Raw genomic sequence first — 22,799 nt, forward strand, 5'->3', positions numbered from 1 at the left:
GGTATGGGCGCGCGGTCCATGGGCGACAAGTCGGTCGCAATCGGCGTCAGTAGTGTCGCTACGGGTGTGTCCTCGACAGCGATTGGGAGCGGCGCCAGCGCTACGGCAACCAACGCGGTGGCGCTGGGCAACGCCGTCACCGCGTCCGGCGCCAATTCTTTTGCGGCCGGCAACGATTCTCACGCCACCGGGACGAGCGCCGTCGCGATCGGCGATGGCGCGACCGCCGGATTCTCGAACTCCGTTGCGGTCGGCACCGGCGCGACGGCCACGGCCGTCAACCAGGTTGCGATCGGCACGGCGAGCAATACCTATCGCCTGGCTGGCGTGGCCTCCGCCGCGAGCCTTGCCGCGCAAAGCGGACCGGTCTCCTTCGTCACGTCCGACGCGGCCGGCAATCTTGCGACGTCTAGCTTCAATCCAGCGAATCTCACCTCCCTGCAATCGCAATTCACCTCCATGCAGTCACAGGTGACCTCGTTGCAGTCCCAGGTGATGGACAGCCGCCTGGAGGCGCGCAGCGGCACCGCGGTTGCGCTCGCGGCCGGCTCGATGCCGGCGCTGCAACCGGGTCGCAAATTCGGGCTCTCGGCCGGCTATGGCAATTTCGAGGGCGCCAACGCGTTCGCGCTCGGTGCCACCGCGCTGCTCTATGACGGCAAGAGTTATGCGATCATCGCCAATGCCGGCGGCGGCATCGGGCTCGAGCGCAACGTTGCGGGTGGGCGCGGTGCGGTGTCGATCCAGTGGTAGCCAGAACAGCTTGCTCGTGACGCTGCATTGGCCGCGTGTGGGGCTTGGTCTTCTGATGATCGGGCTCCTGCTCCTGGGGGCCGTGACGACGTCTGCGCAGCAGACCCCGTCGCAGCCGCACCAGGCAGCGCCACAGCAGCAGGCGGCCAAGCCCGCCAATATCGACCGCAACGGCGTGCTGATGTTGATCCGCTCGACGCTGCTCGCGCTCGACCACGCCAACAAGACCGGAAACTACACCGTGCTGCGCGATCTCGGCGCGCCCGGGTTCCAGGTAAACACCGCGGCAAAGCTCGCGGAAATTTTTGCCAAGCAGCGCGGCGACAAGCTGGACCTCTCCGGCGTCGCCGTCATCGATCCGCAACTGTCATTGTTGCCGCAGATCGAGCCGAACGGTCTGCTGCACATGGCAGGGTTTTTCCCGTCGGTGCCCTCGCAGGTGAATTTCGAACTGTTGTTTGCGCCGGTCGAAGGGCAATGGCGCGTGTTCGGCGTGTCGCTGTCGGTCGGTCAGTCCGCGCCTGTCGCGCCCGCCGCACCGGAAGCGGCGCCCGCCAAAGCGATGGTTTCGCAAAAGCAGTCCGCGCCGCCGAAACCGAACGTGCCTGCGAAATAGCAGATGTCGGCTGCAATGCATTGATCGGCGATCGCGTGCCGCTTCCTCGTGCAACGTGCGTCTCAACATTTGTGCACGCGAGTTTTGCGGCTGTCGTTGACCTTGTGGTAGAGTGTTAGTGAATGTGCCAATGCCCTGCATGTCATTCGTGACGAAGAGTTGATCGTGAAGTCTGAAGCCGCCTTGCTTTCAGAGCTGATCGGCCTCGTCTACGACGCCGCGCTCGATCCCTCCTTGTGGACGCGTGCCCTCGAGCAGGCGTGCCTGTTCGTCGGCGGCTCCTCCGGAGCGCTGTTCTGGCACGATGCTGCCATCGAGAAAACAGGGGTACTACACCTCTTCAATGAAGCGCCCCACTACACAAAGCTCTATCTCGAGAAATATCTTGCCTTAAATCCATGCTTCCCGGCCGCCACTTTCTGCGAGGCAGGTCTCGTCTACGCGTCCACCGACTTCGTCCCTTTCGCGGAGATGGCAGAGACACGCTTCTATGAAGAGTGGATGAAGCCGCAGGGCATAATCGATGCGCTGGGAGTCAATCTGGAGAAAGGGGCGACCCATTCGTCGATTGTCAGCGTCCGGCTGCATGAGAAGGATGGCCTCGTCGACGCCGAGAGCCGCCGCCGGTTTGCGTTGATCGTGCCCCACTTCCAGCGCGCAGTTTCCATCGGACGGCTGTTCGACCAGAGCAAGACGGCGCAGTCAGTGCTGACTGAGACGCTCGACAATGTGCCGGCCGCCGTCTTCCTGGTCGGCTCCAACGGGCGTCTTGTCTTCACGAATGCGCCGGGACGCGCGATGCTGGACGAGGGGGCGTTGGTCACCGAGAGGAACGGCGCGTTAGTCCCGGCCCGGGCGGATGCGCAGCGCGCGTTCCGCGATGCGCTGCTTGCCGCCGAGAACGGCAGGGCAGTGGCCGATGGTGGCGGCGCGATTCCGATCTCGACATCTCAGGGCCGCTGGTTCGCTGACGTGCTGCCGCTGACCTCCGGCGACCGCCAGCGCACCGGCGCGCTGCACTCGGCAATTGCAGCGGTCTTCGTTCGCAAGACCTCGCTGGCGAGTCCGCCGCCGCTTGAAGCCCTGGCAAAACTGTACAAGCTCACCGCGAGCGAAATCCGCGTGATCGATGCCGTGATGAAGGTCAGCGGGGTGAAGGCCCTGGCCGAGGCACTCGGGCTGACGCAGGCGACGGTGAAGACGCATCTGCACAATGTGTTCCGCAAGACCGGCACGGCCCGGCAGAGCGAGTTCGTCAAGCTGATCGCCGGCTTCGAGCCGCCGGCGCGGGAGTGATCTGGCAAAACCGGCCGGCGCGGACTACATCTGCGCCATGACAAGCCCTCCGCTGGCAAATTCCCCGCTCCAGGATTTCGTCGGCCGGCACGAACGTCTGTTCGTGCTGACCGGCGCCGGCTGCAGCACCAATTCGGGCATTCCCGACTATCGCGACAGAAACGGCAATTGGAAGCGGACCCAGCCGGTGAATGTCCAGGCCTTCATGTCGGAACAGCACACGCGCCAGCGTTATTGGGCGCGCAGCCTGATCGGCTGGCGGCGCTTCGGCCGGGCGAAGCCGAACGATGCGCATCACGCGCTGGCCCGGCTCGAGGCGGGCGGCCGCTGCGGCATGTTGCTGACCCAGAATGTCGACCGGCTGCATCAAGCCGCCGGCCACCGGCAAGTGATCGATCTGCACGGCCGGCTCGATCTCGTCCGCTGCATGGGCTGCGGGGCGAAGACACAGCGCAGCGAATTCCAGGACAGGCTCGGCCGCGCCAATGCCGAATGGCTGACGCTCGATGCCGCGGACGCGCCCGACGGCGACGCCGATCTGGAGCAGGCCGACTTCTCGTCCTTCAACGTGCCTCCTTGCGAAGCCTGCGGCGGCATCCTCAAGCCCGATGTCGTGTTCTTCGGCGAGAACGTCCCGCGCGATGTCGTCGCCACCGCGCACGATCATCTGGCGCAGGCCGACGCCATGCTGATCGTCGGCTCCTCGCTGATGGTCTATTCCGGCTTCCGCTTCGTGCAGGCGGCCGCGCAGCGCAACATTCCGATCGCCGCCGTCAATCTCGGCCGCACCCGCGCCGACGATCTCCTGACGCTGAAGGTCGAGGAGCGCTGCGAAGCGGCGCTTGCATTCCTGCTCTGAAGGGCCGCGAGACGAACACGTCTTGCCTATTGCATAGGTGCCAAGCAGAATGGCCGGGCGCGGCGCTTTCGGCATGCTCGATGGCATGGAAATTGCTGCATTTTCGCCCTGGGTTTTGACGATCTGCCGGAGAATAGTGGAATGCTTGAGGGAGCCGAGGTGCGGCTTGCAGTTGATATCGGTGGCACGTTCACCGACATCGTGCTGGACGTGGGGCAGGATCGCAAGACGCGCAAGGTGCTGACGACGCCGCAGCGGCCGGAGCAGGCGGTGCTGGACGGCATGCGTCTCATTCTCACCGATGCGCGTGCCCATATCAGCGACATTGACGTCTTCATTCACGGCACGACGCTCGCGACCAACGCGATCATCGAGCGCCGCGGCGCCAGGACGGCGCTGATCGCGACCGAGGGCTTTCGCGACGTGCTCGATATCGGCACCGAGAGCCGCTACGACCAGTACGATCTCTCGATCGACAAGCCGAAACCGCTGGCGCCGCGTTCCCTGCGCTTCACCGTACCTGAGCGCATCGACGCCCATGGCGCCGTCCGCCTCCCGCTCGACGAGGCCGCAGTGCGCGCGCTCGTCCCGAAATTGCGCGAGCTGAAGGTTGAGAGCGTCGCGATCGCGTTCCTGCACTCCTATGCCAATCCCGAGCATGAGCGCCGCGCGGCTGCGATCATCAGCGAGGAAATGCCCGGCATCTCCGTGACCGTGTCCTCCGCCGTGTGTCCGGAGATCCGCGAATACGAGCGCACGTCGACCGCGGTTGCGAATGCCTATGTGCAGCCGCTGATCGACGGCTATCTTGCCCGGATGGCCGATGCCTTGCAGGTCGAGCAGTTCCGCGGCGCCATCTATCTCGTCACATCAGGTGGAGGCGTCACCTCGATCGAGACGGCGCGGCGCTTTCCGGTACGTCTCGTCGAATCCGGTCCGGCCGGCGGTGCCATCTTCGCGGCGCAGATCGCAGCACGGCTAGGCGAGAGCAAGGTGCTGTCGTTCGACATGGGCGGCACCACCGCAAAGATCTGCCTGATCGAAAAATATCAGCCTGAAACCTCGCGCGTGTTCGAGGTCGATCGCGCCGCGCGCTTCCTCAAAGGCTCGGGCCTGCCGGTGCGCATCCCCGTGATCGAGATGGTCGAGATCGGCGCCGGTGGCGGCTCGATTGCCCATGTCGACGCGATGAAGCGCGTCACCGTTGGCCCCGAGAGTGCCTCGTCCGAGCCGGGGCCCGCCTGCTACGGGCGCGGCGGCCAGCGCCCGGCCGTGACGGACGCGGACGTTGCCCTCGGCATGATCGATCCCGATGCCTTTGCGGCCGGCACGATCAAGCTCGACGCGGAGCTTTCGAAGCAGGCACTGCTGCGCGACGTGGGCGCGCCGCTCGGCCTCTCCGCGGAGACCGCGGCCTACGCCGTGCACGAGGTCGTTTGCGAGAACATGGCGAGCGCGGCGCGCGTGCACGCGGTCGAGCGCGGCGAGATCGTCGGCCAGCACACGCTGATCGCCTTTGGCGGTGCCGCGCCGCTGCATGCGGCGCGCGTCGCCGAGAAGATCGGCGTCTCCCGCGTGATCGTGCCGTCGAACGCCGGCGTCGGCTCGGCTGTCGGATTTCTTGCAGCTCCGATCGCCTATGAGCTGGTGCGCAGCCGGCACGTCCGGCTCGACGATTTCGACACCGAGGCGGTCTCCGACCTCTTGCAGGAGATGGTGACCGAGGCGCGCGCGCTGGTCGAGCCCGGCGCAGCCGGCGCGCCGGTACGGGAGCGCCGCGCCGCCTTCATGCGCTATGTCGGCCAAGGTCACGAGATCAGCGTCGAGCTGCCGAACCGGCGGCTGACGGCGGCCGATCTCGCCGGCCTGCGCCAGAAATTCGAGGCGGATTATTCCGGGATGTTCGAACGTCCGATCCCAGGCGCCGCAATCGAGGTGTTGAGCTGGTCGGTGCTCGCAACCACTGAGGCGCGCAATCCGCCGCCCGTTGCAGCCGTCGCGCGCAAGCCCGCGGCCAAAGCCTCCGGCAGCCGAAAATTCTTCGACGGCCGCGCCGGCGAGGTGATCGAGATCCCGCTCTATCGCCGCGAGGACATGGCGCCGGGTGCAACGATCGCGGGCCCCGCGGTCATCGCGGAGGACGAGACTTCCACCTTCGTCTCCACCAGTTTCGACGCCCATATCGACGGTGCCGGCAGCATCGTCATGGAACGGAAGGCAGCCTGATCATGAGCAAGGCAAACGGCGCGAGCCTGATCGACCTTCAGATCATGTGGCACCGGCTGATCGCGGTGGTCGAGGAGCAGGCTCAGGTCCTGCTCCGCACCGCCTTCAGCCCGATCGTGCGCGAATGCGGCGACCTCTCGGCCGGCGTGTTCGACCTCAGGGGACGCATGCTCGCGCAGGCGGTGACCGGCACGCCCGGTCACGTCAACTCGATGGCGGAATCGGTCAAACACTTCATCGCGCATTTCCCGCTGGAGACGATGAAGGAGGGCGACGCCTACATCACCAATGATCCCTGGATGGGCACCGGACATCTCAACGATTTCGTCGTCACCACGCCCTGCTTCAAGGATGGCAAGATCGTCGCGCTGTTCTCCTGCACCAGCCATCTCATGGATATCGGCGGCATCGGCTTCGGGCCCGACGCCACCGACGTGTTCATGGAGGGGCTTTACATCCCCATGCTGAAGCTGATCGACCAGGGCGTCGTCAACGAGACGCTGATGGCGATGATCCGCACCAACACGCGGCTTCCGATCGATACCGAGGGCGACACCTATTCGCTCGCCGGCTGCAACGATGTGGGCTGCGAGCGCCTGGTCGAGATGATGACCGAGTTCGGCATCGACACGCTCGACGAGCTCGGCGACTACATCTGCGACCGCTCGCGCGAGGCCGTGCTGGCCGAGATCGCAAAGCTGCCGAAGGGCAGCTGGCGCAACACCATGGTCGTTGACGGCTATGATGCGCCGGTCACGCTCGCTGCGACGTTGACGATCTCGGATGAAGGCATCCACGTCGATTTCGACGGCACCTCGGCCGCGTCGAAATTCGGCATCAACGTGCCCTTGTCCTATACCACGGCCTACACCGTGTTCGGCCTCGGCTGCGTCGTCGCATCGCAGATCCCGAATAATGCCGGCTCGCTCTCGCCGCTGACGGTGTCGGCGCCCTCAGGCGCGATCCTCAACGCGCCGAAGCCGGCGCCGGTCGCCTCGCGCCACATCATCGGCCAGATGCTGCCCGACGTCGTGTTCGGCTGCCTGCGCCAGATCATCCCCGAGCGCGTGCCGGCGGAAGGCACCTCGTGCCTGTGGAATCTCAACGTGCGCGGCCAGACCCGCTCCGGCGTCGGCGGCAATTACGGATTCTCGATGGCGGTGACCTCGAACGGCGGCACCGGCGCGCGCTTCAGCAAGGATGGACTGTCGGCGACGGCCTATCCCAGCGGCGTGCGCGGCACGCCGGTCGAGATCGCGGAAACGCAGACGCCGCTGATCTTCTGGCGCAAGGAGCTGCGCCCGGATTCCGGCGGGGCAGGACGCACCCGCGGCGGCCTCGGTCAGATCATCGAGGTCGGCAGCGGCGTCGATGCGCCGTTCGACATCCTGGCGGCGTTCGATCGCATCGATCATCCGCCGCGCGGCCGCGATGGCGGCAAGAACGGCGAGGCCGGCTATGTCGGTCTCAAGTCCGGCAAGAAGCTGCGCGGCAAAGGTTTCCAGCAGGTTCCGCCGGACGACCGGCTGGTGGTGATGACGCCCGGCGGGGCCGGCATCGGTGCGCCGACGATGCGGGATCGCGCGGCAGTCAAGGACGATATCGAAAGCGGTCTCGTCTCCGCCGACAACGCAGCTGAGGTGTATGGGTACGTGCGCTGATGCATCGGCGCGCTTGATAAACGGAGGGGCTCGATGATCACGCGACGGAACTTCACCGCGGGCGCAGCCACGCTACTCGCCGCCGGGCACATCTCGACCCGCGCGCGGGCTGCGACCGTCAGTTGGGACATGTCGACGGTCTGGCCGGACGGCAATTTCCACACCCAGAACGCGATGGCGTTTGCGGAAGAAGTGAGGAAGCAGAGCAATGGCTCCGTCGCCATTACCGTGAAGGCCGGCGGTCAGCTCGGCTTCAAGGGCCCCGAGCACCTGCGCGCCGTGCGTGATGGTCTCGTGCCGCTCGCCGACGTCCTCAACATCCAGCAGGTCGGCGACGAGCCGTTCATGGGAGTCGAGAGCATCCCGTTCCTCTGCGGCTCGATGGACGAGCTCAAGGTGCTGCACAAATATGTGCGGCCCGAATACGAGAAGGTCGCCGCACGCAACAACCAGAAGATCCTCTACATCGTGCCGTGGCCGACGCAGTATCTGCATCTTAAGACCAAGGTCGCCGACGTCGAGGGATTGAAGAACATCAAAATCCGCGTCCCCGACAAGAATGCGGTCGACATGCTGGCCGTGGTCGGCATGGCGCCCGTGATGATTCCCTGGGGCGAGACCATCCCTGCGTTGGCATCGGGAGCGGTCTCCGGCGTCTCCACCTCGGCGGTGTCCGGCGTCGACGGCAAGTTCTGGGAGTTCCTGAAATACATCTATCCGACCAATCACGTTTGGTCGTCGCAGATGCTCACCGTCAATCTCGATTCCTGGAAGGCGCGCAGCGCCGACCAGCAGAAGCTCGTCGCCGATATCGCAGCGAAGATGGAGCCGGGCTTCTGGGCGAATTCGCTGAAGGCCGATGTCGACAGCCTCAACCGCCTCAAGGAGGGCGGCATGGAGGTAGTGCCGGTCTCGGACGCCATGATGACGGAGATCCGGGCCAAGACCGCCCCGCAGCTCGATGCCTTCCTCAAGCGCGTGCCGGCGGCCGACAAGCCGGTACGGGCCTATCTCGCAGAAATGAAGCGCTGAGGTCGAGCTCATGACCGGCGTTTCGCCCGCGGATCCGCAAAGTCTCAACGCGGCGGCGCCGGCGCCGCTGCGCATCCTGCTCGACGCCATCGACCGGCTTGGCCGGCTCGACGGCTGGATCGGCGGCGGCTGTCTCCTCACGCTGACGCTGCTGATGTTGTGCGAGGTCGCAACGCGCTTCCTCTCGAATTTCCTGTCGTTGTTCCCCCCGACCATCTCGATCGCCTGGGAATACTCCTCTTACCTGATGGCGGCTTCGTTCACTTTCGGTGCCGCCATGACGCTACGCGTCGGCGGCCACATCCGCGTCGTGCTGCTTCTGAAGAACGTCTCGCCCCCGCTGCAGCGGGCGATCGAGATCCTCTCGGCAGCGGCCGGTTTTGCCTTCATGGCATTCCTGACCTCGTCCATGGCGAAGTTCGCGTGGAGCGCCTTCGTGCGCGGCCAGGTCTCGACCTCGAGCGACACGCCGCTGTGGTTTCCGCAAGCGGTCGTCACCTTCGGCATGCTGCTGCTGACGCTTCAGTTCCTGGCGCGCGCGATCCAGGCGGTGCTCGGCCTGCCGCTGGAGGATCACCGCATGAAGGCCTCGCCTGTCGAATGACCGCGTTGCTCGCTATCGGATTTTGGATCCCATGACCATCGAAGTCGTCGCCCTGTTCGGGATTTTGTTTGCGCTGCTGGCGGGTGGCGTCTGGATCGGTCTCACGCTTGCGCTCACCGCGACGCTGCTGCTCGCGATGTTTCGCTCGATCCCGCTCGACAAGCTGCTGCCGCAATATGCCTGGAACATCCTGACCACGCAGGAGCTGCTGGCGCTGCCGCTGTTCATCCTGATGGGCGAATTGCTGTTCCGCACCCGCCTGTCGCGCTCGCTGTTCCAGGGACTTGCGCCCTGGGCCGGCCTTCTGCCCGGCCGGCTGCTGCATGTGAATGTGATCGGCTGCACCATCTTCGCCGCGATCTCGGGCTCCTCGGCCGCAACCACGCAGGTGATCGGCCGCATGTCGCTCAACGAGCTGCTGCGCCGCGGCTATTCCCGCGACATCGCGATCGGCTCGCTCGCCGGCGCCGGCACGCTCGGCTTCCTGATCCCGCCGTCCAACATCATGATCATCTATGGCGTGCTCGGCGACGTCTCGATCCTCAAGCTCTTCACTGCCGGCGTGCTGCCCGGCCTGCTGCTCGCCGCAACCTTCATGGGCTGGGTGATGCTGCACACCTCGCTCAAGCCTTCGATGGTGCCGGAGATGGAAGCAAAGCTCTCGCAGGTGCCGTGGGGCGAACGCTTCGCCGCGCTCAAGGATCTCGCGCCGGCGCTGTTCCTGATCGCCTGCGTGCTGGGCTCGATGTATGGCGGGCTCGCCACTCCCTCGGAGGCCGCCGCCGTCGGCGTTCTCGGCGCAGCAGGGGATCGAACGGTCAGCGCTACTGCCGTTTCAATTCCCCTTCTGCTTCTGCGCCAATTCGCCCCCGCGCGCATTCCGTCTTTGCATGCCCCGCAATCCGTCGTACGCTGTGCATGCAGACGTGCGACAGCAATCACGCCAGTGAACGCAGCTCCTTCGGCGATATGTGCCGAGGGAGAGGGAGATCTATTGGCAGGTCATCTCCGATGGAGAACAATCGACGCGTACTGAACTGCAAACATTCCTCGCAGCGGCGTTCACGAGACCCAAGCAATAAACACAAAGCGGGAGGAAGTGCATATGAGGAAGCAGTGGCTTAGCTCGGGCTTACCTGTTCTTGTCGGCGCGACACTTGCGGCGTCGGCAGCGTTGGCGCAATCCGTGGATACGGCCCGGATCGAGGCCGCCGGTCAGAACGATTGGCTCACCTATCACGGTTCGTACAAATCGCATCACTATAGCCCGCTCGCGCAGATCAATGCGAGCAACATCGGCAATCTAGGCGTAGCCTGGATGCACATCCCCGGGCGATCGACGCGCGGCCTGCAGTCAATGCCGCTCGTGGCCGACGGCGTGCTCTACTATTCGGGCTCCTACAGCCGTGTCTTTGCGCTGAACGGCGCGACGGGCGAGGTGATCTGGTCGTTCTTTCCGGAGCTGGATGAGGCGCTCATCAGCCGACAGACCCATTCGCCTTACAACCGCGGCGTGGCCCTTGGTGAAGGCAAGGTCTTCGTCGGGACGATGGATGGCCGGCTCTTCGGTCTCGATGCGAAATCGGGAAAGGTTCTCTGGGAAACCAGGCTGATCGACTCCCAGAAGCTCACGGTCGGCTTCACCGGCGCGCCGCTTTACGCGAAGGGCAGCGTGATCATCGGCTCGCAAGGAGGGGAATGGCCGGGGCGCGGCCCGATCTTCGCCGTCGATGCCGCCACCGGCAAGAAGAAGTGGGAGTTCCTGACGGTCGCGGGCACCGACGAAGCCATGAAGACCTGGGGTAACGATTCCTGGCGCACCGGCGGTGGCGGCGGCTGGATGCCGGGCACCTATGACTCCGAGACCAACACCCTCCTGTGGGGCACGGCGAACCCGGCGCCGCTCTACGACTGGTCGGGCGCCGACTACAAGACGCAAGGTGCGCGGCCCGGCGACAATCTCTATACGAGTTCGGTCATCGCTCTCGACATCGATACCGGAAAGCTGAAATCCTACCATCAGGAACTGCCGCACGACGCTTGGGACTTTGACAGCGCCGTCGGCGAGTTCGTGATGCTCGAGCGCGACGGCCAGAAATACGTGGTTCACCCGAACAAGGGCGGCTTCGTCTTCGTCTACGACCGCAATCTCGGCGTGAAGAACGTCTGGCGGCTAGTCGAGAACATCAACTTCGTCAAGGATATCGATCCGAAGACGGGCGCGTTGATCGGCCGTCGCGATTTCTCGGTCGGGAAGGTCACCGAACCGCCACTGTGTCCGTTCATCGGCGGCGGCATCAGCTGGAACGCCGGGTCGTACAGCCCGAAGACCGGTCTCTACTACAAGATCGGCCAGGAATGGTGCATGACGCTCGATATCCAGAAGACGACGCCCGTCACCACGCCGCAGGTTCAGCTCAACATCGGCGCCGATTTCAAGATGGCGCCGCCTCCTGGCGGTGAGATCTATGGACACCTCGACGCGCGCGACCCCATAACCGGGGCAAAGAAATGGGAGGTTCGCTACCCCGAGCCGCCGCTCGGGAGCGTGCTGTCGACTGCCGGCAACCTCGTGTTCGTGCCTGATTCCCGCGGCGTCCTGCACGCCTATGATGCCGAAACCGGGGGCGAGTTGTGGAACCACAACAACGGCACCGGCCACCAGGGCGGCATCGTCAGCTATTCCGTTGGCGGCAAGCAATACATTGCGGTGACAGCCGGCTTTGGCGGCATGTTGTCAGACGAGTATGCACCAAACTTCGGTGGTCCCTACAAGAGCATGCCGCGTGACGACGGCGCGCTCATCGTCTTCAGCCTGAAATAGTCCTCGAAAGATCTGCCGAGGAACGGGTGCGAGCCCGCTCCTCGGTCGATCGCAGCGACCGTCGCGTGATTCAGGGATGGAGCGGACGTGTTGAAAGCGCATTTGAAGTCGTACCCGGCGGTGCTGGGTGCTTCGTTGTTGTGCGTCGTGGTGGCTCAAGCACAATCTCCTTCGCCCGCGCCGGACAACGGGTCGTTGGACGTCGAGCAGTTGTTTGCGGGGACTTGCGGGTTTTGCCACTCCGACGGCGGCCGGGCCGCCGGCCGGGGACCGCAACTGATGAATTCGCCGCGAGACGACGAGTTTCTGCACAACCGCATCAAGACCGGCAAGCAAGGTGCGATGCCGGCTTTCGGCGAGAGCTTCAATGACGCGCAGATCGACCAGATCGTCAAATATATCCGCGCCTTGAAGCCGCGCACGGGTTGACCCGCCAAGACCTGATCGATCCAGATGAGGACGCGGAATGAAGGCAATTGTGCTGGCTATCGTCGCTGCCGCCATCGGCCTATCGGAAGTTGCGCAGGCGCGGACCCTGGACGCGATCCGCGCGAGTGGCGAGATCGGGCTGTGCGCGCATCCCAACTCGCTTCCTTTTGCGAGCAAGGCCGGTGATCCGCCCGGCTTCCAGGTCGAGTTGGGACGGGCGCTGGCGCGCGAGCTCGGTGTCTCACTGCGGCTCGACTGGATCATCACGCAGTACCAGATGCGCAGCGCCGGCTGTGACATTCTTCTCGACGTGATCGCCGACCGCGAAGCACAAGGCGAAACCCGCTTGCGGATCTCGAAACCGTACTACCGCACGGGCGTCGCACTCGCTGTGCCGTCATCCAGCACGCTCACCTCGTTCGGGAGCCTCAGCGAGGCGACCAAGGTGGGCGTGCAGGTTGGATCGATCGCAGCCATGATCATCGGTCAACGGCGGGTGCCGACGTCGACCTTCGGCTTCGAAAGCGACAGCCTGGATGCCGTGTCGAACCATGAGATCGATGCGGCTGCGGTTACGCCCACCGCGGCGAGCTATTTCAATCTGACCCATCCGGACAAGGCGCTTCGGATCCTGGATCGCGACGAGAGCGTGGCCGACCTCAACTGGAACGTCGCGGTCGGCATGATCCGTCCGGATGATGCGTTACGCGAGTCGATCGACAGAGCGCTGGAGCGGTTGCGAAGCGACGGCACGATCGATCGGATCTACGGCCGCTATGGGATCGTCCTGCAGGCACCGAGATAGCGCGCTGCACGACGCAACGGCTTTGCTTGAATCGATTGCCGCGGCTCGTCGACCTCTTCCGCCTTGCGGGAGAGGTCGGCGCGAGGCGCCGGGTGAGGGCTTTCTCCTGTTGGGGATTGTCCCATTGGAAAAGCACTCTCCCCCAACTCTCTCCCGCAAGCCCGCAAGCAGGCGGGAGAGGGAGCGCGCCTTCATGTTTGCAGCAATCGAGCCTCATTTCATCGTGTTTTAGGCCGCCGCCTTCTTCCGCGCCTGCTCGGCCTTGTACAGCTCGAACTCCTCCGCGATCGCCTTGGCGATCGAGGGACGCTGGCGCAGCCGCTCGTAATAGGCCTTCACGTTCGGCCATTTCGCAAGCTCGATCGGCGGCGTCGCCATGGTCCAGTTGATGACCGTGACGAGATAGGCGTCGGCCACGCTGAAATGGTCGAGCAGGAACTCGCGCCCGTCCAGGTACCTGTCGAGATAGTCGAGCCGCGACAGGTTCTTCTCCAGCACATAGGCTTTCGCTTCCTGCGGCGCCTTGCGGTCGAGCACGGGAATGAACAGGCCCTTGTGCAGCTCGGTGCCGATGAAGCAGAGCCATTGATGCAGCCGGGTGCGCTCGATGCCCTGTGCCGCACCGAGGCCGGATTGCGGAAAGCGGTCGGCGACGTATTGCAGGATCGCGGCGTTCTCGGTCAGCACCACGCCTTCGTCGGTGCGGAGCGTCGGCACGAGGCCGATCGGGTTCACGGTGCGGAAGTCGGTGCCGTCGTTCAGCACTTTCTTGGTCGGCGGATCGACTTCGAGATAGTTCGCGTCGGCGCCGGCTTCATACAGCGCGACGCGGGTCGCCATCGAGCAGGCGAGCGGCGAGAAATAAAGATCCATCCTGGGGCTCCTTGGGCAAAATCCTCTTGGGTGTCGCTCAACCTGGCCAGATTGATTTTTGTACCATCTTGCATAATATATCGGCGGTCAAGGATTATTTTGCGAAATGGTACAAAAATCGAAGCCGCCAGCTGCTGCCAATCAGCCTAAGCGCCGCGGACGGCCGCGCGCCTACGAGCCGGATGTCGCGCTCGGCAAGGCGCTCGACCTGTTCCGCAAGCAGGGGTTTGCCGCGACCTCGCTCGACGATCTCAGCGAAGCCACCGGCATGAATCGGCCGAGCCTTTATGGCGCGTTCGGCGATAAGCGCGAGCTCTACATCAAGAGCTACCAGCGCTATCGCGACGAAGCCGGCGAGGCGATGATCGAGATCTTCCGCCAGGAGATGCCGCTACGCCAGCGGCTGGAGCGCATCTACGCTTCCGCGCTGGACATCTATCTGTCCGGCGACACCGGCCCGCGCGGCTGCTTCACGGTGGTGACGGCGGCGTCCGAGGCCGTGAGCGATCCCGAGATCCGCGCCATGGTGCTCGACGGTCTCACCGGCCTCGACAAGGCTTTTGCGAGCTGCTTCCGCCGCGCCAAGGAGAAGGGCGAGTTGCCGCAGAGCGCCGATCCGCTCGCGCTGGCGCAGATCGCCTCCGCCACCGTCCACACCATCGCCATCCGCTCGCGCGCCCGGGTCCCGCGCAAGGAGCTCGAGGCCATCGTGAAAGGCGCGATCGATGTGATGGTGGGAGCTGGCACCAAAGCCTGAGCCGTCGTCCCGGGGCGCGCGTAGCGCGAGCCCGGGACCCCAGCGCGAGCGCTTGCACTCGTCGCAGTAGCCACAGGAAGACGTTTGGCGAAGGCTCGGAGCTACCAGCTTCGCACCGTGGGGTTATGGGTTCCCGCGTTTGCGGGAACGACAGCGGGCGTGTGGACCGCTACCGCGCCTGACTACGCCGCGCGAATCTGCGCGAGGAAACGATCCACCTCGTCCCGCAGCCGCTGCGACTGTTTGGACAGCTCGATCGCCGAGCCCAGCACTTCCTCAGCGGCCGTGCCGGTCACCGCGATGCCGTCCGTGACGCCCGCAATGTTCTGCGAGACTTCGCCGGTGCGGGCGGCGGCCTGCTGGACGTTCTGCGCGATCTCCTGCGTCGCCGTGCCCTGCTGGCCGACGGCGGCGGCGATCGCCGCCGAGATCTCATCGACCTGCTGGATCGTTGCGCAGATCGACTGGATGCCGTCCACCGCACCTGATGTTTCGCCCTGCACGGCCTTGACCTGCGCGCCGATTTCTTCCGTCGCTTTCGCGGTTTGGGTTGCCAGTGCTTTCACTTCGGAAGCGACCACGGCAAAGCCGCGGCCGGCTTCGCCTGCGCGCGCCGCCTCGATCGTCGCGTTCAGCGCCAGCAGATTGGTCTGGCCCGCGATGCCGTTGATGAAGGAGACGACGTCGCCGATCTTCTGCGCGGCATCGGCAAGGCTCTGCACCCGTGCGTTCGACGCCCGGCCGTCGCTGGCGGCCTTGCCCACCACTTCGGTCGCGTGCGCGAGACGACGGCTGATCTCGGTCATCGACGAGGACAGCTCTTCCGCGGCGGCCGCGACGGTCTGCACGTTCTCCGAGGCCAGCGCCGAGGCCGACGACACGTTGCGGGTCTGCTGCCGCGACTGCTCGACGATGGCTGACATGGAGCGTGCGGTCTGCTCCATCTCGACCGCGGCCGAGGACACGGTGGTGACGACGTCGCGAATCGACGCTTCGAAATTGTCGGCGAGCGCGGCGAAGGCACGCCGCTTCTCGGCTTCCGACTGCGCCTTGGCCTCGTGCTGATCGGCCTGGAGCCTGCTGAAATTGACGGCATTGTCGCGGAACACTGCGACCGCCTTCACCATGGCACCGACCTCGTCATTCGTCTTGCTTGCGGGCACCTCGACATCGAGCCGTCCGTCCGCGAGCTCGCGCATCACGCCTGTGATGGAGAGGATCGGGCGCGAGATGCTGCGGGCGATGAGATAGCCGACGACCGCCGCCAGCACGAGCCCGAGCGCGGCAATGCCGAGCGACAGCCACCAGGCACGGTCCGCAGACGCGACATAGTCGGCATTGTCCATCACCAGCTCGACCGCGCCGAGCGCCTTGCCGGAAAAGTCCCTGATCGGTCCGAGCAACGCGGCGACCGGCGTAGCGTCCAGTTTCCCCTGCCGCACCGTAAAATCGCCGCCGGCGGCGCGGGCGTAATCTGCCCCATCGAAGAAGCTCTTGCCCATGAGCGTGCCGCCGAACAGCTTGAAGCCGGCACCGTCGGCGAGATGGAAGGCGACATCGACATGGCGATTCGTCTTGAAGTCGTCGAGGAAGGACTGGCCGAAGGTCAGGCCGAACTCGACCGAACCGAGATGCTTGCCGGCTTGCGCGATCGGCACCACGCCGCGGATGCCGAGCCCGGCGACGCCGCCCTCAAGGCCGACCACGACCTTGCGCTCCTGGTTGGCGAGGACGACGGTCTTGCGGAAGCCGGAGAGGTCGTCGCCGAATTTGGCGGGCTGGTGCACGCGCAGGAACGAGGTCGCCGGCGCCACATGGAACTGGAACTGCTCGACGCCGTAGTCCGATTTGGTTGCGGCAAACACCGGTCCGAACAGGCCGACGAGGGCATTGCGGTCCTGCTTGGCCATCGCATCCTGCGTCGCCGGCATCGCGGCCACCACCGTGCTCATGGCGGCGGCGCGGCGGGATTCTTCAGCGATGCGCGACAGCAGCGCATCATAATGGCTGCGCAGCTCGCGCTGGTCGGCGCGGTCGATGATTCCTGAGATGATCCACATCGCGCCCAGCACGGCAAACAGCGCGGTCGCCGCCGCCGTCACCGCCAGCGCAACCGTGATCCGCATCCTGAGACCGAGGCTCACCCGCATGTCCGACTCGTTGTTTGAGCGTTGGTTAACAACGCCTATCAACTTCTCGCTAAGAGAGGGTGAACGGGGGGGACGACACCGATTGTGACGCGCCAGCGTTCGCGAAATCCCGGGGCCCTAATACCCTCTCCCCCGATCCACCACGTTTTCCAGCACCCCGCCCGCCTCGAACCGCGCGATCTGTTCGGCGACATAGGCCGAGATGGCCTCTGCATCCGTATCGGCTGCGTTGTGCGGGGTCAGCACCACTTTCGGATGGGTCCAGAACCGGCTGTCTTTCGGCTGCGGCTCCTGCACGAAGACGTCGAGCGAGGCAGCGCCGAGCGTGCCGTCGTCGAGGCAGGCCAGGATGTCGGCTTCGTTCTGAAGGCCGCCACGGCCGGCATTGATCAGCACGGGCGCGCCGAGGGGGCTGGTGCGGTTCAGCTTGGCGAAAACGTCGCGATTGAGGATGCCGCGCGTGTCGGGCGTCAGCGGCAGCAGCGACACCAGGATGTCGGTTTTGCGCAGGAACGCATCCATGCCCGCGGTGCCGTGAAAACATTCGACGCCTACGATCGTGCGCGGGCTGCGGCTCCAGCCGGCGACGCGGAAGCCGAGCCGGCGCAGCACGTCGGCCGCGTCGGCGCCGAGCGTTCCGAGGCCCATCACGCCGACCGTGACGGCGCTCGCCGGCCACTGATATTGCGGCTCCCAGCGTTTGGCGCGCTGCGACTCGCGCAGGTACAGCTCCTGGCGGTGGTGCATCAGTACGTGCAGCACGACATATTCGGTCATGCGGTTGGTGAGGTCAGGAAGGGCGACGCGCACCAGCGGCACGTCGGGCAGGCTCTTGTCCGCCATCAGTGCATCGACGCCGGCGCCGAGATTGAAGATCGCCCGCAGATTGGGGAAGGAGCCGAGGTCGCCCGGCACCGGCTTCCACACCGCCGCATAGTGCACCTCGGCCGGATCGAGGCAGGCATCCGGCAGCAGCACCACGCGGCGGCCGCCGCAGACCGCATCGAACCGCGCCTTCCAGCGCTCCGGCAGCCAGTTCTGCTGGGTGCTGTTGATCAGGACGGCCAGTGTGCCCATGGTCATTCGTAGTGCCTCATCAGGTTCCGCGTTCGAAAGCCCTCCTTGACACGATCTGCCGGATTTTTCTCGCAATTTTTTTCCGCAGCGCTGTCGGAGCGAGGCATAGTGGACCGTCTTCAAAACAAGCGGTCAGGGAAGGTGCTGCCCATGCTTTATGCGATCCTTTGCTATCACGACGAGGACTTCGTCGGCTCCTGGAGCAAGGAGCAGGACGAGGCCGTGATGAAGAAGCTCGCCGTGGTGCAGGAGAAGCTGACGAGCCAAGGCCGGCTCGGCCCGGTGGCGCGGCTGCTGCCGACCACGGCGGCGGCGACCTTGCGCAAGGAGGACCCGCCGCTGGTGCTCGACGGCCCCTATGCCGAGACCAAGGAGCAGCTGCTCGGCTTCTACATCGTCGACTGCAAGAATCTCGATGACGCACTCGACGTCGCGCGCGATCTTGGCGCTGCCAATCCCGGCGGCGCCTATGAGGTGCGTCCCGTCGGCGTGTTCCGGCCCGGAGGAATTTCGGCGTGAGCGATACTGACACCGCCTGGATCGAGACCGCGCTGACCTCGGCGCGACCCCAGGCGGTCGGCGCGCTGTTGCGCTATTTCCGCGATCTCGATACGGCCGAGGAGGCCTTCCAGAACGCCTGCCTGCGCGCGCTGAAAACCTGGCCGCAGAACGGGCCGCCGCGCGATCCCGCGGCCTGGCTGATCATGGTCGGCCGCAACGTCGCGATCGACGAGGTGCGCCGCGCCCGCAAGCAGCAGCCGCTGCCGGAGGACGACCAGGCCATCTCCGATCTCGACGATGCCGAAGGCGCCCTCGCCGAGCGGCTCGACGGCTCGCATTACCGCGACGACATCTTGCGGCTGATGTTCATCTGCTGCCATCCGCAACTGCCGGCGACGCAGCAGATCGCGCTCGCCTTGCGCATCGTCTCCGGCCTGACGGTGAAGCAGATCGCGCGCGCCTTCCTGGTGTCGGAAGCGGCGATGGAGCAGCGTATCACCCGCGCCAAGGCCAAGGTCGCCGAGGCCGGGACGCCGTTCGAGGCGCCCGGCGCGGTCGAGCGCTCGGAGCGGCTCGCCGGCGTCGCAGCGATGATCTATCTGATCTTCAACGAGGGCTATTCGGCGAGCGGCGATACCGCCGAGATCAGGAAGCCGCTGTGCGAGGAGGCGATCCGGCTGGCGCGGCTGCTGCTGCGGCTGTTCCAGAGTGAGCCGGAGATCATGGGGCTCACGGCGCTGATCCTGCTGCAGCATGCCCGCAGCGCCGCGCGTTTCGCCGCCGATGGTTCGCTGATCCTGCTCGAAGACCAGGACCGTTCGCTGTGGAACGGCACCATGATCGCCGAAGGCCTTGCGCTGATCGACAAGGCGATGCGCCATCGCCGCACCGGGCCCTACCAGATTCAGGCCGCGATCGCCGCGCTGCATGCGCGCGCGGCAACGCCTGAGGAGACCGACTGGACTCAGATCGACCTGCTCTATGGCGCGCTGGAGGTGGTGCAGCCTTCACCCGTGGTGACGCTCAACCGCGCCGTCGCGGTGTCCAAGGTGCGCGGGCCGCAAGCCGCGCTCGATCTGATCGAGCCGCTGGCGCCGAAACTTGCCAACTACTTCCATTTCTACGGCGTGCGCGGCGCCTTCCTGATGCAGCTCGGCCGCAACGACGAAGCCCGCATCGCCTTCGACCGCGCCATCGCCCTCGCCAACACCTCGGCCGAAGCCGCCCATATCCGCATGCATCTCGATCGCCTGATCCGGGATAGCCAGCCGAAAGGCGGCGAGGGAGCCACGAAGCAGGCTGCGAAGGTGAAGTGACGCCGCAGGCGTCATTCCGGGGCGCCCGAAGGGTGAACCCGGAATCTCGAGATTCCGGGTTCGATGCTGCGCATCGCCCCGGAATGACGAGCGAGGGAACGCGAAAAATCTCCTCTCGAATTGTCGGTCCCCGCCGTTCCCCTTCGTCTTAATCCCATATCAAGGGAGCCATTCATGCTGAAAGCTGTTGCCATCGCCGCTGTCGTGCTCGCGGTCGGAATTGCCGCCATCCTCGTCGTCGCGCTGACAAAGCCCGATACGTTCCGTGTCGAGCGCTCGATCGCCGTGAAGGCGCCGGCCGCTGCGATCTATCCGCTGGTTTCCGATTTCCACTTCTGGACCAACTGGTCGCCCTACGAGAACCGCGATCCCGCCATGAAGCGCAGCTACGGCGGAACCGCTGCAGGCAAGGGCGCCACCTATGCCTGGGATGGCAACAACAATGTCGGCGCCGGCCACATGGAGATCCTCGAGGCGAACACGCCCTCGAAGCTCCGTATCAAGCTCGATTTCGAGCGCCCGTTCGAAGGTCACAACACTGCGGAGTTCACCTTTGTGCCGCAAGGCGATGCCACACTGGTCACGTGGGCGATGTACGGTCCGGCCCCGTTCATGTCGAAGCTCATGCAGGTCTTCATCAACATGGACCACATGATCGGCAAGGATTTTGAGACTGGCCTCTCCAGTCTGAAGAAGCTCACCGAGAAGTAACGCGCGTACTGCCCAGAGAAGCGAAAAGGAGAGAAACGATGCTCAATCCCTATCTGTTCTATCAGGACACCTGCGAAGCTGCGTTCAACTACTATGCCAAGGTTCTCGGCGGCAAGATCGACGCGATGATGCGCGCCTCCGAGGCGCCGCCGGACATGCCCGCCGCGCCTGGCCGCGAGAAGACGATCATGCATGCGCGGATGTCGCTGCCCGACGGCAGCGTGCTAATGGCCTCGGACGCGCCGCCCGAGCATGCTCAAAAACCCCAGGGCTTTTCGATCTCGCTCACGGTTGCGGACCCCGCGGAGGGCGAGCGCAAGTTCAACGCGCTTGCCGATGGCGGCACCGTTACCATGCCCTTCAGCAAGACCTTCTGGGCCAAGGGCTTTGGCATGTGCGTCGACAAGTTCGGCATTCCCTGGATGGTGAACTGCCCCGCCGAAGGCATGTAGGTCCGCTCGGCTGCTTGATGCGGTCAGCGGAAATTGCGGTCCGCGTCGTCACATCACGCGGACCGCAGCGCACAACAACTGGCGCAAGATTAAGCTGTCATCTCCGCGACAAAATCGCTAATTCTGGTTCACAAGACCGACAAACCGGGATGAACGGACTTGGAAGGGGAGCGACCGATGGCAGCGGCGCTACAGATCAATTTCGCTCTTTGGGGGATGCTCATCTGTGCAAGCTTGAAGCTGGCGCCGTTGATCCAGACTCTTTTTTAGAAGACCCGCCTATGTCTGCCGCGCTCCGCGCGGGCAGGAGCAGCTGGCCGCGAAAACTTCATCGGCAGCGCGGATAGATCGCGGCGAGATCGCGCCCTTTCAGCAAGAGCAGCCGCGAGGTGAGGCCGCCGCGGCGGCTGATCCAGTCGCGCACCGGGCCGGGATAGGCGGCGAGCACCGCGTCGGATGCTTCCGGCTCGGCATAGAAGCGCCCGCGCCGATCGACCGACCGCGCTGCATGGAAGCCGAGCACGGCCCGGTTCGTCACACAGATGCGCTCGCCCGGCACGATGCTCAGCACCAGCGTGCAGGCCGACAGGCACGGACCGTCGATCACCACGCGCTCGCCGCTCTCGCGCACCTTCTCGAACAGATCGAGGAATGGACCGACCTGTCCGCCCGGCGACTGGATGATGCGGATTTCGGCCGCGGCGGGCACGGCGGCGAGCACCGCAGATGCGAGCATCAGGACTTTGAGGAAGGTGACGCGTCGCATGATACTCTCCGCACAATCGACACCGCAGGTCTCGTAGCGTTGGCAAAGCCTAGCGTGCCCACCAATGGCGCCGCAAATTGGGAGAATTGGTCGGCGCGGCGCGCTGCGCCTTTGCCCACCCAACAAGGTGCTACCCGTTTCGCCGCTGCCCGCGCAGCGTCGGCAGGCCGATGCCGGCTGCATCGAAGCCGCCATCAACGGCCAAAATTTGGCCGGTGATGTAGCTCGCGCGTTCCGAGCACAGGAAGTAGATCGCCTCGGCGAGTTCCTCCTCCAGGCCGTAGCGGTTGAGCGGAATGGCGTCGTGATAATCGGCGCGGATCTCCCTGGTGTGCACCTGCTTGGCCATCGCGGTGTCGACCGGACCCGGCGCCACCGCATTGACGCGGATGTTGAGCGAGGCGAGCTCGACCGCAAGCTGCTTCGTCAGGTGTGCGAGGCCCGCTTTGCTGGTGCCGTAGGCCGAGCGCAGCGTCGAGGCGCGCACCGCCGAGATCGAGGTGATGTTGACGATGGCGCCGCCGCCCTGCTCGCGCATCAGGGGCACCGCCGCCTTGGTGCACAGGAAAGGGCCGGTGAGGTTGACCGCCATGATCCTGTTCCAGTCCGCATCGCTGGTCTCCAGCACCGGCGCGAACACGGCGACGCCGGCATTGTTGACGAGCGCATCGAGCCGGCCGAAGCGGCTCATGATTACGGCCATCGCAGCTCCGACGGCCGCTGTGTCGGATATATCGCAGCTGATCGCAAGCGTGTCGTCGGGCTTCTCCAGCGCCGCGGCCGCGCTCGCCTGCAACTCGCCCTCGATGTCGAGCAGCGCCACGCGCCAGCCCTCGGCCAGGAACTTTTTCGCCGTCGCAAGCCCGATGCCGCGCGCGGCTCCAGTGACCAGGGCGACTTTTTGCGGGGCAGGGGGCATGGCTGATCTATCCTTGAGTCAAAAGGGGGGCGTGCGGGCGGGCTTCTTTTACTGCGTTTTTGTCTGGAGGAGAAAGACGCTTGCCGATGAACGGACTGCTCGCGCGTTAGGACCGTCCCCTTGAGCCGGCCGCTTCTTCGGTGGCCTCGAAGGGCGACGGCCTGGCTGCATC

At 65.1% G+C, this 22,799-nt stretch carries 21 protein-coding genes and 1 pseudogene; 17 read left to right on the plus strand and 5 right to left on the minus strand.

The window, feature by feature from the left end; genetic code table 11:
- Positions 1–3 precede the first annotated feature (3 nt).
- The 12 genes and pseudogenes from AC5V87_RS05355 to AC5V87_RS05410 all read left to right on the plus strand — a co-directional run bounded on the left by AC5V87_RS05355 (position 4) and on the right by AC5V87_RS05410 (position 13,105).
- Positions 4–753 carry a YadA-like family protein gene (locus AC5V87_RS05355; RefSeq protein ID WP_456843464.1) on the plus strand — a complete coding sequence of 250 codons (750 nt, stop codon included), beginning with the start codon at positions 4–6 and terminating at the stop codon, positions 751–753.
- Between the two features lie 55 nt (positions 754–808).
- Positions 809–1,369, plus strand: a complete 561-nt coding sequence (locus AC5V87_RS05360; RefSeq protein WP_495371829.1) for a hypothetical protein — start codon at positions 809–811, stop codon at positions 1,367–1,369.
- 165 nt (positions 1,370–1,534) lie between these two features.
- Complete coding sequence (locus AC5V87_RS05365) at positions 1,535–2,665, plus strand: helix-turn-helix transcriptional regulator (RefSeq protein WP_495370207.1); 1,131 nt, start codon at positions 1,535–1,537, stop codon at positions 2,663–2,665.
- A 37-nt stretch (positions 2,666–2,702) separates the two neighbouring features.
- On the plus strand, positions 2,703–3,524 hold the full coding sequence (locus tag AC5V87_RS05370) for an NAD-dependent protein deacetylase (protein ID WP_495370208.1): 822 nt from the start codon (positions 2,703–2,705) through the stop codon (positions 3,522–3,524).
- A 141-nt stretch (positions 3,525–3,665) separates the two neighbouring features.
- Complete coding sequence (locus tag AC5V87_RS05375) at positions 3,666–5,750, plus strand: hydantoinase/oxoprolinase family protein (protein WP_495370209.1); 2,085 nt, start codon at positions 3,666–3,668, stop codon at positions 5,748–5,750.
- A 2-nt stretch (positions 5,751–5,752) separates the two neighbouring features.
- Entirely contained in the window at positions 5,753–7,411 is a 1,659-nt protein-coding gene (locus tag AC5V87_RS05380) for a hydantoinase B/oxoprolinase family protein (RefSeq protein WP_456841017.1), read from the plus strand.
- Positions 7,412–7,444: 33 nt separating this feature from the next.
- Positions 7,445–8,443 (plus strand): TRAP transporter substrate-binding protein, encoded by a 999-nt coding sequence (locus AC5V87_RS05385; RefSeq protein ID WP_495370210.1) that lies wholly within the window; start codon positions 7,445–7,447, stop codon positions 8,441–8,443.
- A gap of 10 nt (positions 8,444–8,453) precedes the next feature.
- Positions 8,454–9,047, plus strand: coding sequence for a TRAP transporter small permease subunit (locus AC5V87_RS05390; RefSeq protein ID WP_495370211.1), 594 nt, complete (start codon positions 8,454–8,456; stop codon positions 9,045–9,047).
- 31 nt (positions 9,048–9,078) lie between these two features.
- A pseudogene (locus tag AC5V87_RS05395) lies at positions 9,079–9,852 on the plus strand (TRAP transporter large permease subunit); the annotation flags it as partial.
- Between the two features lie 300 nt (positions 9,853–10,152).
- A complete protein-coding gene (locus AC5V87_RS05400; RefSeq protein ID WP_456841013.1) occupies positions 10,153–11,871 on the plus strand; it encodes a pyrroloquinoline quinone-dependent dehydrogenase in 1,719 nt (572 codons plus the stop codon).
- An 87-nt stretch (positions 11,872–11,958) separates the two neighbouring features.
- Positions 11,959–12,300: a c-type cytochrome gene (locus AC5V87_RS05405; RefSeq protein WP_495370212.1), complete on the plus strand. Its 342-nt coding sequence runs from the start codon at positions 11,959–11,961 to the stop codon at positions 12,298–12,300.
- 37 nt (positions 12,301–12,337) lie between these two features.
- Positions 12,338–13,105, plus strand: a complete 768-nt coding sequence (locus AC5V87_RS05410; protein WP_495370213.1) for a substrate-binding periplasmic protein — start codon at positions 12,338–12,340, stop codon at positions 13,103–13,105.
- 228 nt (positions 13,106–13,333) lie between these two features.
- Here the strand turns inward: AC5V87_RS05410 and AC5V87_RS05415 are convergent, their stop codons facing one another.
- Complete coding sequence (locus AC5V87_RS05415) at positions 13,334–13,978, minus strand: glutathione binding-like protein (RefSeq protein WP_456841010.1); 645 nt, start codon at positions 13,976–13,978, stop codon at positions 13,334–13,336.
- Between the two features lie 106 nt (positions 13,979–14,084).
- On the opposite strand from AC5V87_RS05415, the gene AC5V87_RS05420 reads away from it, so the two are divergent.
- Entirely contained in the window at positions 14,085–14,735 is a 651-nt protein-coding gene (locus AC5V87_RS05420) for a TetR/AcrR family transcriptional regulator (RefSeq protein ID WP_495370214.1), read from the plus strand.
- A gap of 182 nt (positions 14,736–14,917) precedes the next feature.
- Here the strand turns inward: AC5V87_RS05420 and AC5V87_RS05425 are convergent, their stop codons facing one another.
- On the minus strand, positions 14,918–16,885 hold the full coding sequence (locus AC5V87_RS05425) for a methyl-accepting chemotaxis protein (RefSeq protein ID WP_495370215.1): 1,968 nt from the start codon (positions 16,883–16,885) through the stop codon (positions 14,918–14,920).
- 117 nt (positions 16,886–17,002) lie between these two features.
- Positions 17,003–17,968: a 2-hydroxyacid dehydrogenase gene (locus tag AC5V87_RS05430; protein ID WP_495370216.1), complete on the minus strand. Its 966-nt coding sequence runs from the start codon at positions 17,966–17,968 to the stop codon at positions 17,003–17,005.
- A 144-nt stretch (positions 17,969–18,112) separates the two neighbouring features.
- Between AC5V87_RS05430 and AC5V87_RS05435 the strand changes: the two genes are divergently transcribed.
- The 4 genes from AC5V87_RS05435 (at position 18,113) to AC5V87_RS05450 (ending at position 20,942) form a co-directional block, all read left to right on the plus strand.
- Positions 18,113–18,481, plus strand: a complete 369-nt coding sequence (locus tag AC5V87_RS05435) for a YciI family protein (protein ID WP_271582407.1) — start codon at positions 18,113–18,115, stop codon at positions 18,479–18,481.
- Positions 18,478–19,779, plus strand: a complete 1,302-nt coding sequence (locus AC5V87_RS05440; RefSeq protein WP_495370217.1) for an RNA polymerase sigma factor — start codon at positions 18,478–18,480, stop codon at positions 19,777–19,779. Before AC5V87_RS05435 ends, AC5V87_RS05440 begins: the two co-directional genes overlap by 4 nt.
- Positions 19,780–19,953: 174 nt before the next feature.
- Positions 19,954–20,490, plus strand: coding sequence for an SRPBCC family protein (locus AC5V87_RS05445; RefSeq protein WP_495370218.1), 537 nt, complete (start codon positions 19,954–19,956; stop codon positions 20,488–20,490).
- Between the two features lie 38 nt (positions 20,491–20,528).
- Positions 20,529–20,942, plus strand: a complete 414-nt coding sequence (locus tag AC5V87_RS05450; protein ID WP_456841004.1) for a VOC family protein — start codon at positions 20,529–20,531, stop codon at positions 20,940–20,942.
- A 328-nt stretch (positions 20,943–21,270) separates the two neighbouring features.
- Here the strand turns inward: AC5V87_RS05450 and AC5V87_RS05455 are convergent, their stop codons facing one another.
- Together AC5V87_RS05455 and AC5V87_RS05460 are read right to left on the minus strand one after the other, a co-directional pair.
- The gene (locus AC5V87_RS05455; protein ID WP_495370219.1) at positions 21,271–21,708 is read right to left on the minus strand and encodes a hypothetical protein; all 438 of its coding nucleotides are present in this window, start codon (positions 21,706–21,708) and stop codon (positions 21,271–21,273) included.
- A gap of 130 nt (positions 21,709–21,838) precedes the next feature.
- Complete coding sequence (locus tag AC5V87_RS05460; protein WP_456841002.1) at positions 21,839–22,627, minus strand: SDR family NAD(P)-dependent oxidoreductase; 789 nt, start codon at positions 22,625–22,627, stop codon at positions 21,839–21,841.
- Between the last annotated feature and the right edge of the window lie 172 nt (positions 22,628–22,799).

This window comes from Bradyrhizobium sp. SOJA106 (genome assembly GCF_059448745.1).

Bases quoted from the DNA above. Each gene is read 5' to 3' on its own strand.
- AC5V87_RS05355 (WP_456843464.1), top strand. From the start codon at position 4: ATGGGCGCGCGGTCCATGGGCGACAAGTCGGTCGCAATCGGCGTCAGT.
- AC5V87_RS05360 (WP_495371829.1), top strand. From the start codon at position 809: ATGATCGGGCTCCTGCTCCTGGGGGCCGTGACGACGTCTGCGCAGCAG.
- AC5V87_RS05370 (WP_495370208.1), top strand. From the start codon at position 2,703: ATGACAAGCCCTCCGCTGGCAAATTCCCCGCTCCAGGATTTCGTCGGC.
- AC5V87_RS05375 (WP_495370209.1), top strand. From the start codon at position 3,666: ATGCTTGAGGGAGCCGAGGTGCGGCTTGCAGTTGATATCGGTGGCACG.
- AC5V87_RS05380 (WP_456841017.1), top strand. From the start codon at position 5,753: ATGAGCAAGGCAAACGGCGCGAGCCTGATCGACCTTCAGATCATGTGG.
- AC5V87_RS05385 (WP_495370210.1), top strand. From the start codon at position 7,445: ATGATCACGCGACGGAACTTCACCGCGGGCGCAGCCACGCTACTCGCC.
- AC5V87_RS05390 (WP_495370211.1), top strand. From the start codon at position 8,454: ATGACCGGCGTTTCGCCCGCGGATCCGCAAAGTCTCAACGCGGCGGCG.
- AC5V87_RS05400 (WP_456841013.1), top strand. From the start codon at position 10,153: ATGAGGAAGCAGTGGCTTAGCTCGGGCTTACCTGTTCTTGTCGGCGCG.
- AC5V87_RS05410 (WP_495370213.1), top strand. From the start codon at position 12,338: ATGAAGGCAATTGTGCTGGCTATCGTCGCTGCCGCCATCGGCCTATCG.
- AC5V87_RS05415 (WP_456841010.1), bottom strand. From the start codon at position 13,978: ATGGATCTTTATTTCTCGCCGCTCGCCTGCTCGATGGCGACCCGCGTC.
- AC5V87_RS05420 (WP_495370214.1), top strand. From the start codon at position 14,085: ATGGTACAAAAATCGAAGCCGCCAGCTGCTGCCAATCAGCCTAAGCGC.
- AC5V87_RS05425 (WP_495370215.1), bottom strand. From the start codon at position 16,885: ATGCGGGTGAGCCTCGGTCTCAGGATGCGGATCACGGTTGCGCTGGCG.
- AC5V87_RS05430 (WP_495370216.1), bottom strand. From the start codon at position 17,968: ATGACCATGGGCACACTGGCCGTCCTGATCAACAGCACCCAGCAGAAC.
- AC5V87_RS05435 (WP_271582407.1), top strand. From the start codon at position 18,113: ATGCTTTATGCGATCCTTTGCTATCACGACGAGGACTTCGTCGGCTCC.
- AC5V87_RS05445 (WP_495370218.1), top strand. From the start codon at position 19,954: ATGCTGAAAGCTGTTGCCATCGCCGCTGTCGTGCTCGCGGTCGGAATT.
- AC5V87_RS05450 (WP_456841004.1), top strand. From the start codon at position 20,529: ATGCTCAATCCCTATCTGTTCTATCAGGACACCTGCGAAGCTGCGTTC.
- AC5V87_RS05455 (WP_495370219.1), bottom strand. From the start codon at position 21,708: ATGCGACGCGTCACCTTCCTCAAAGTCCTGATGCTCGCATCTGCGGTG.
- AC5V87_RS05460 (WP_456841002.1), bottom strand. From the start codon at position 22,627: ATGCCCCCTGCCCCGCAAAAAGTCGCCCTGGTCACTGGAGCCGCGCGC.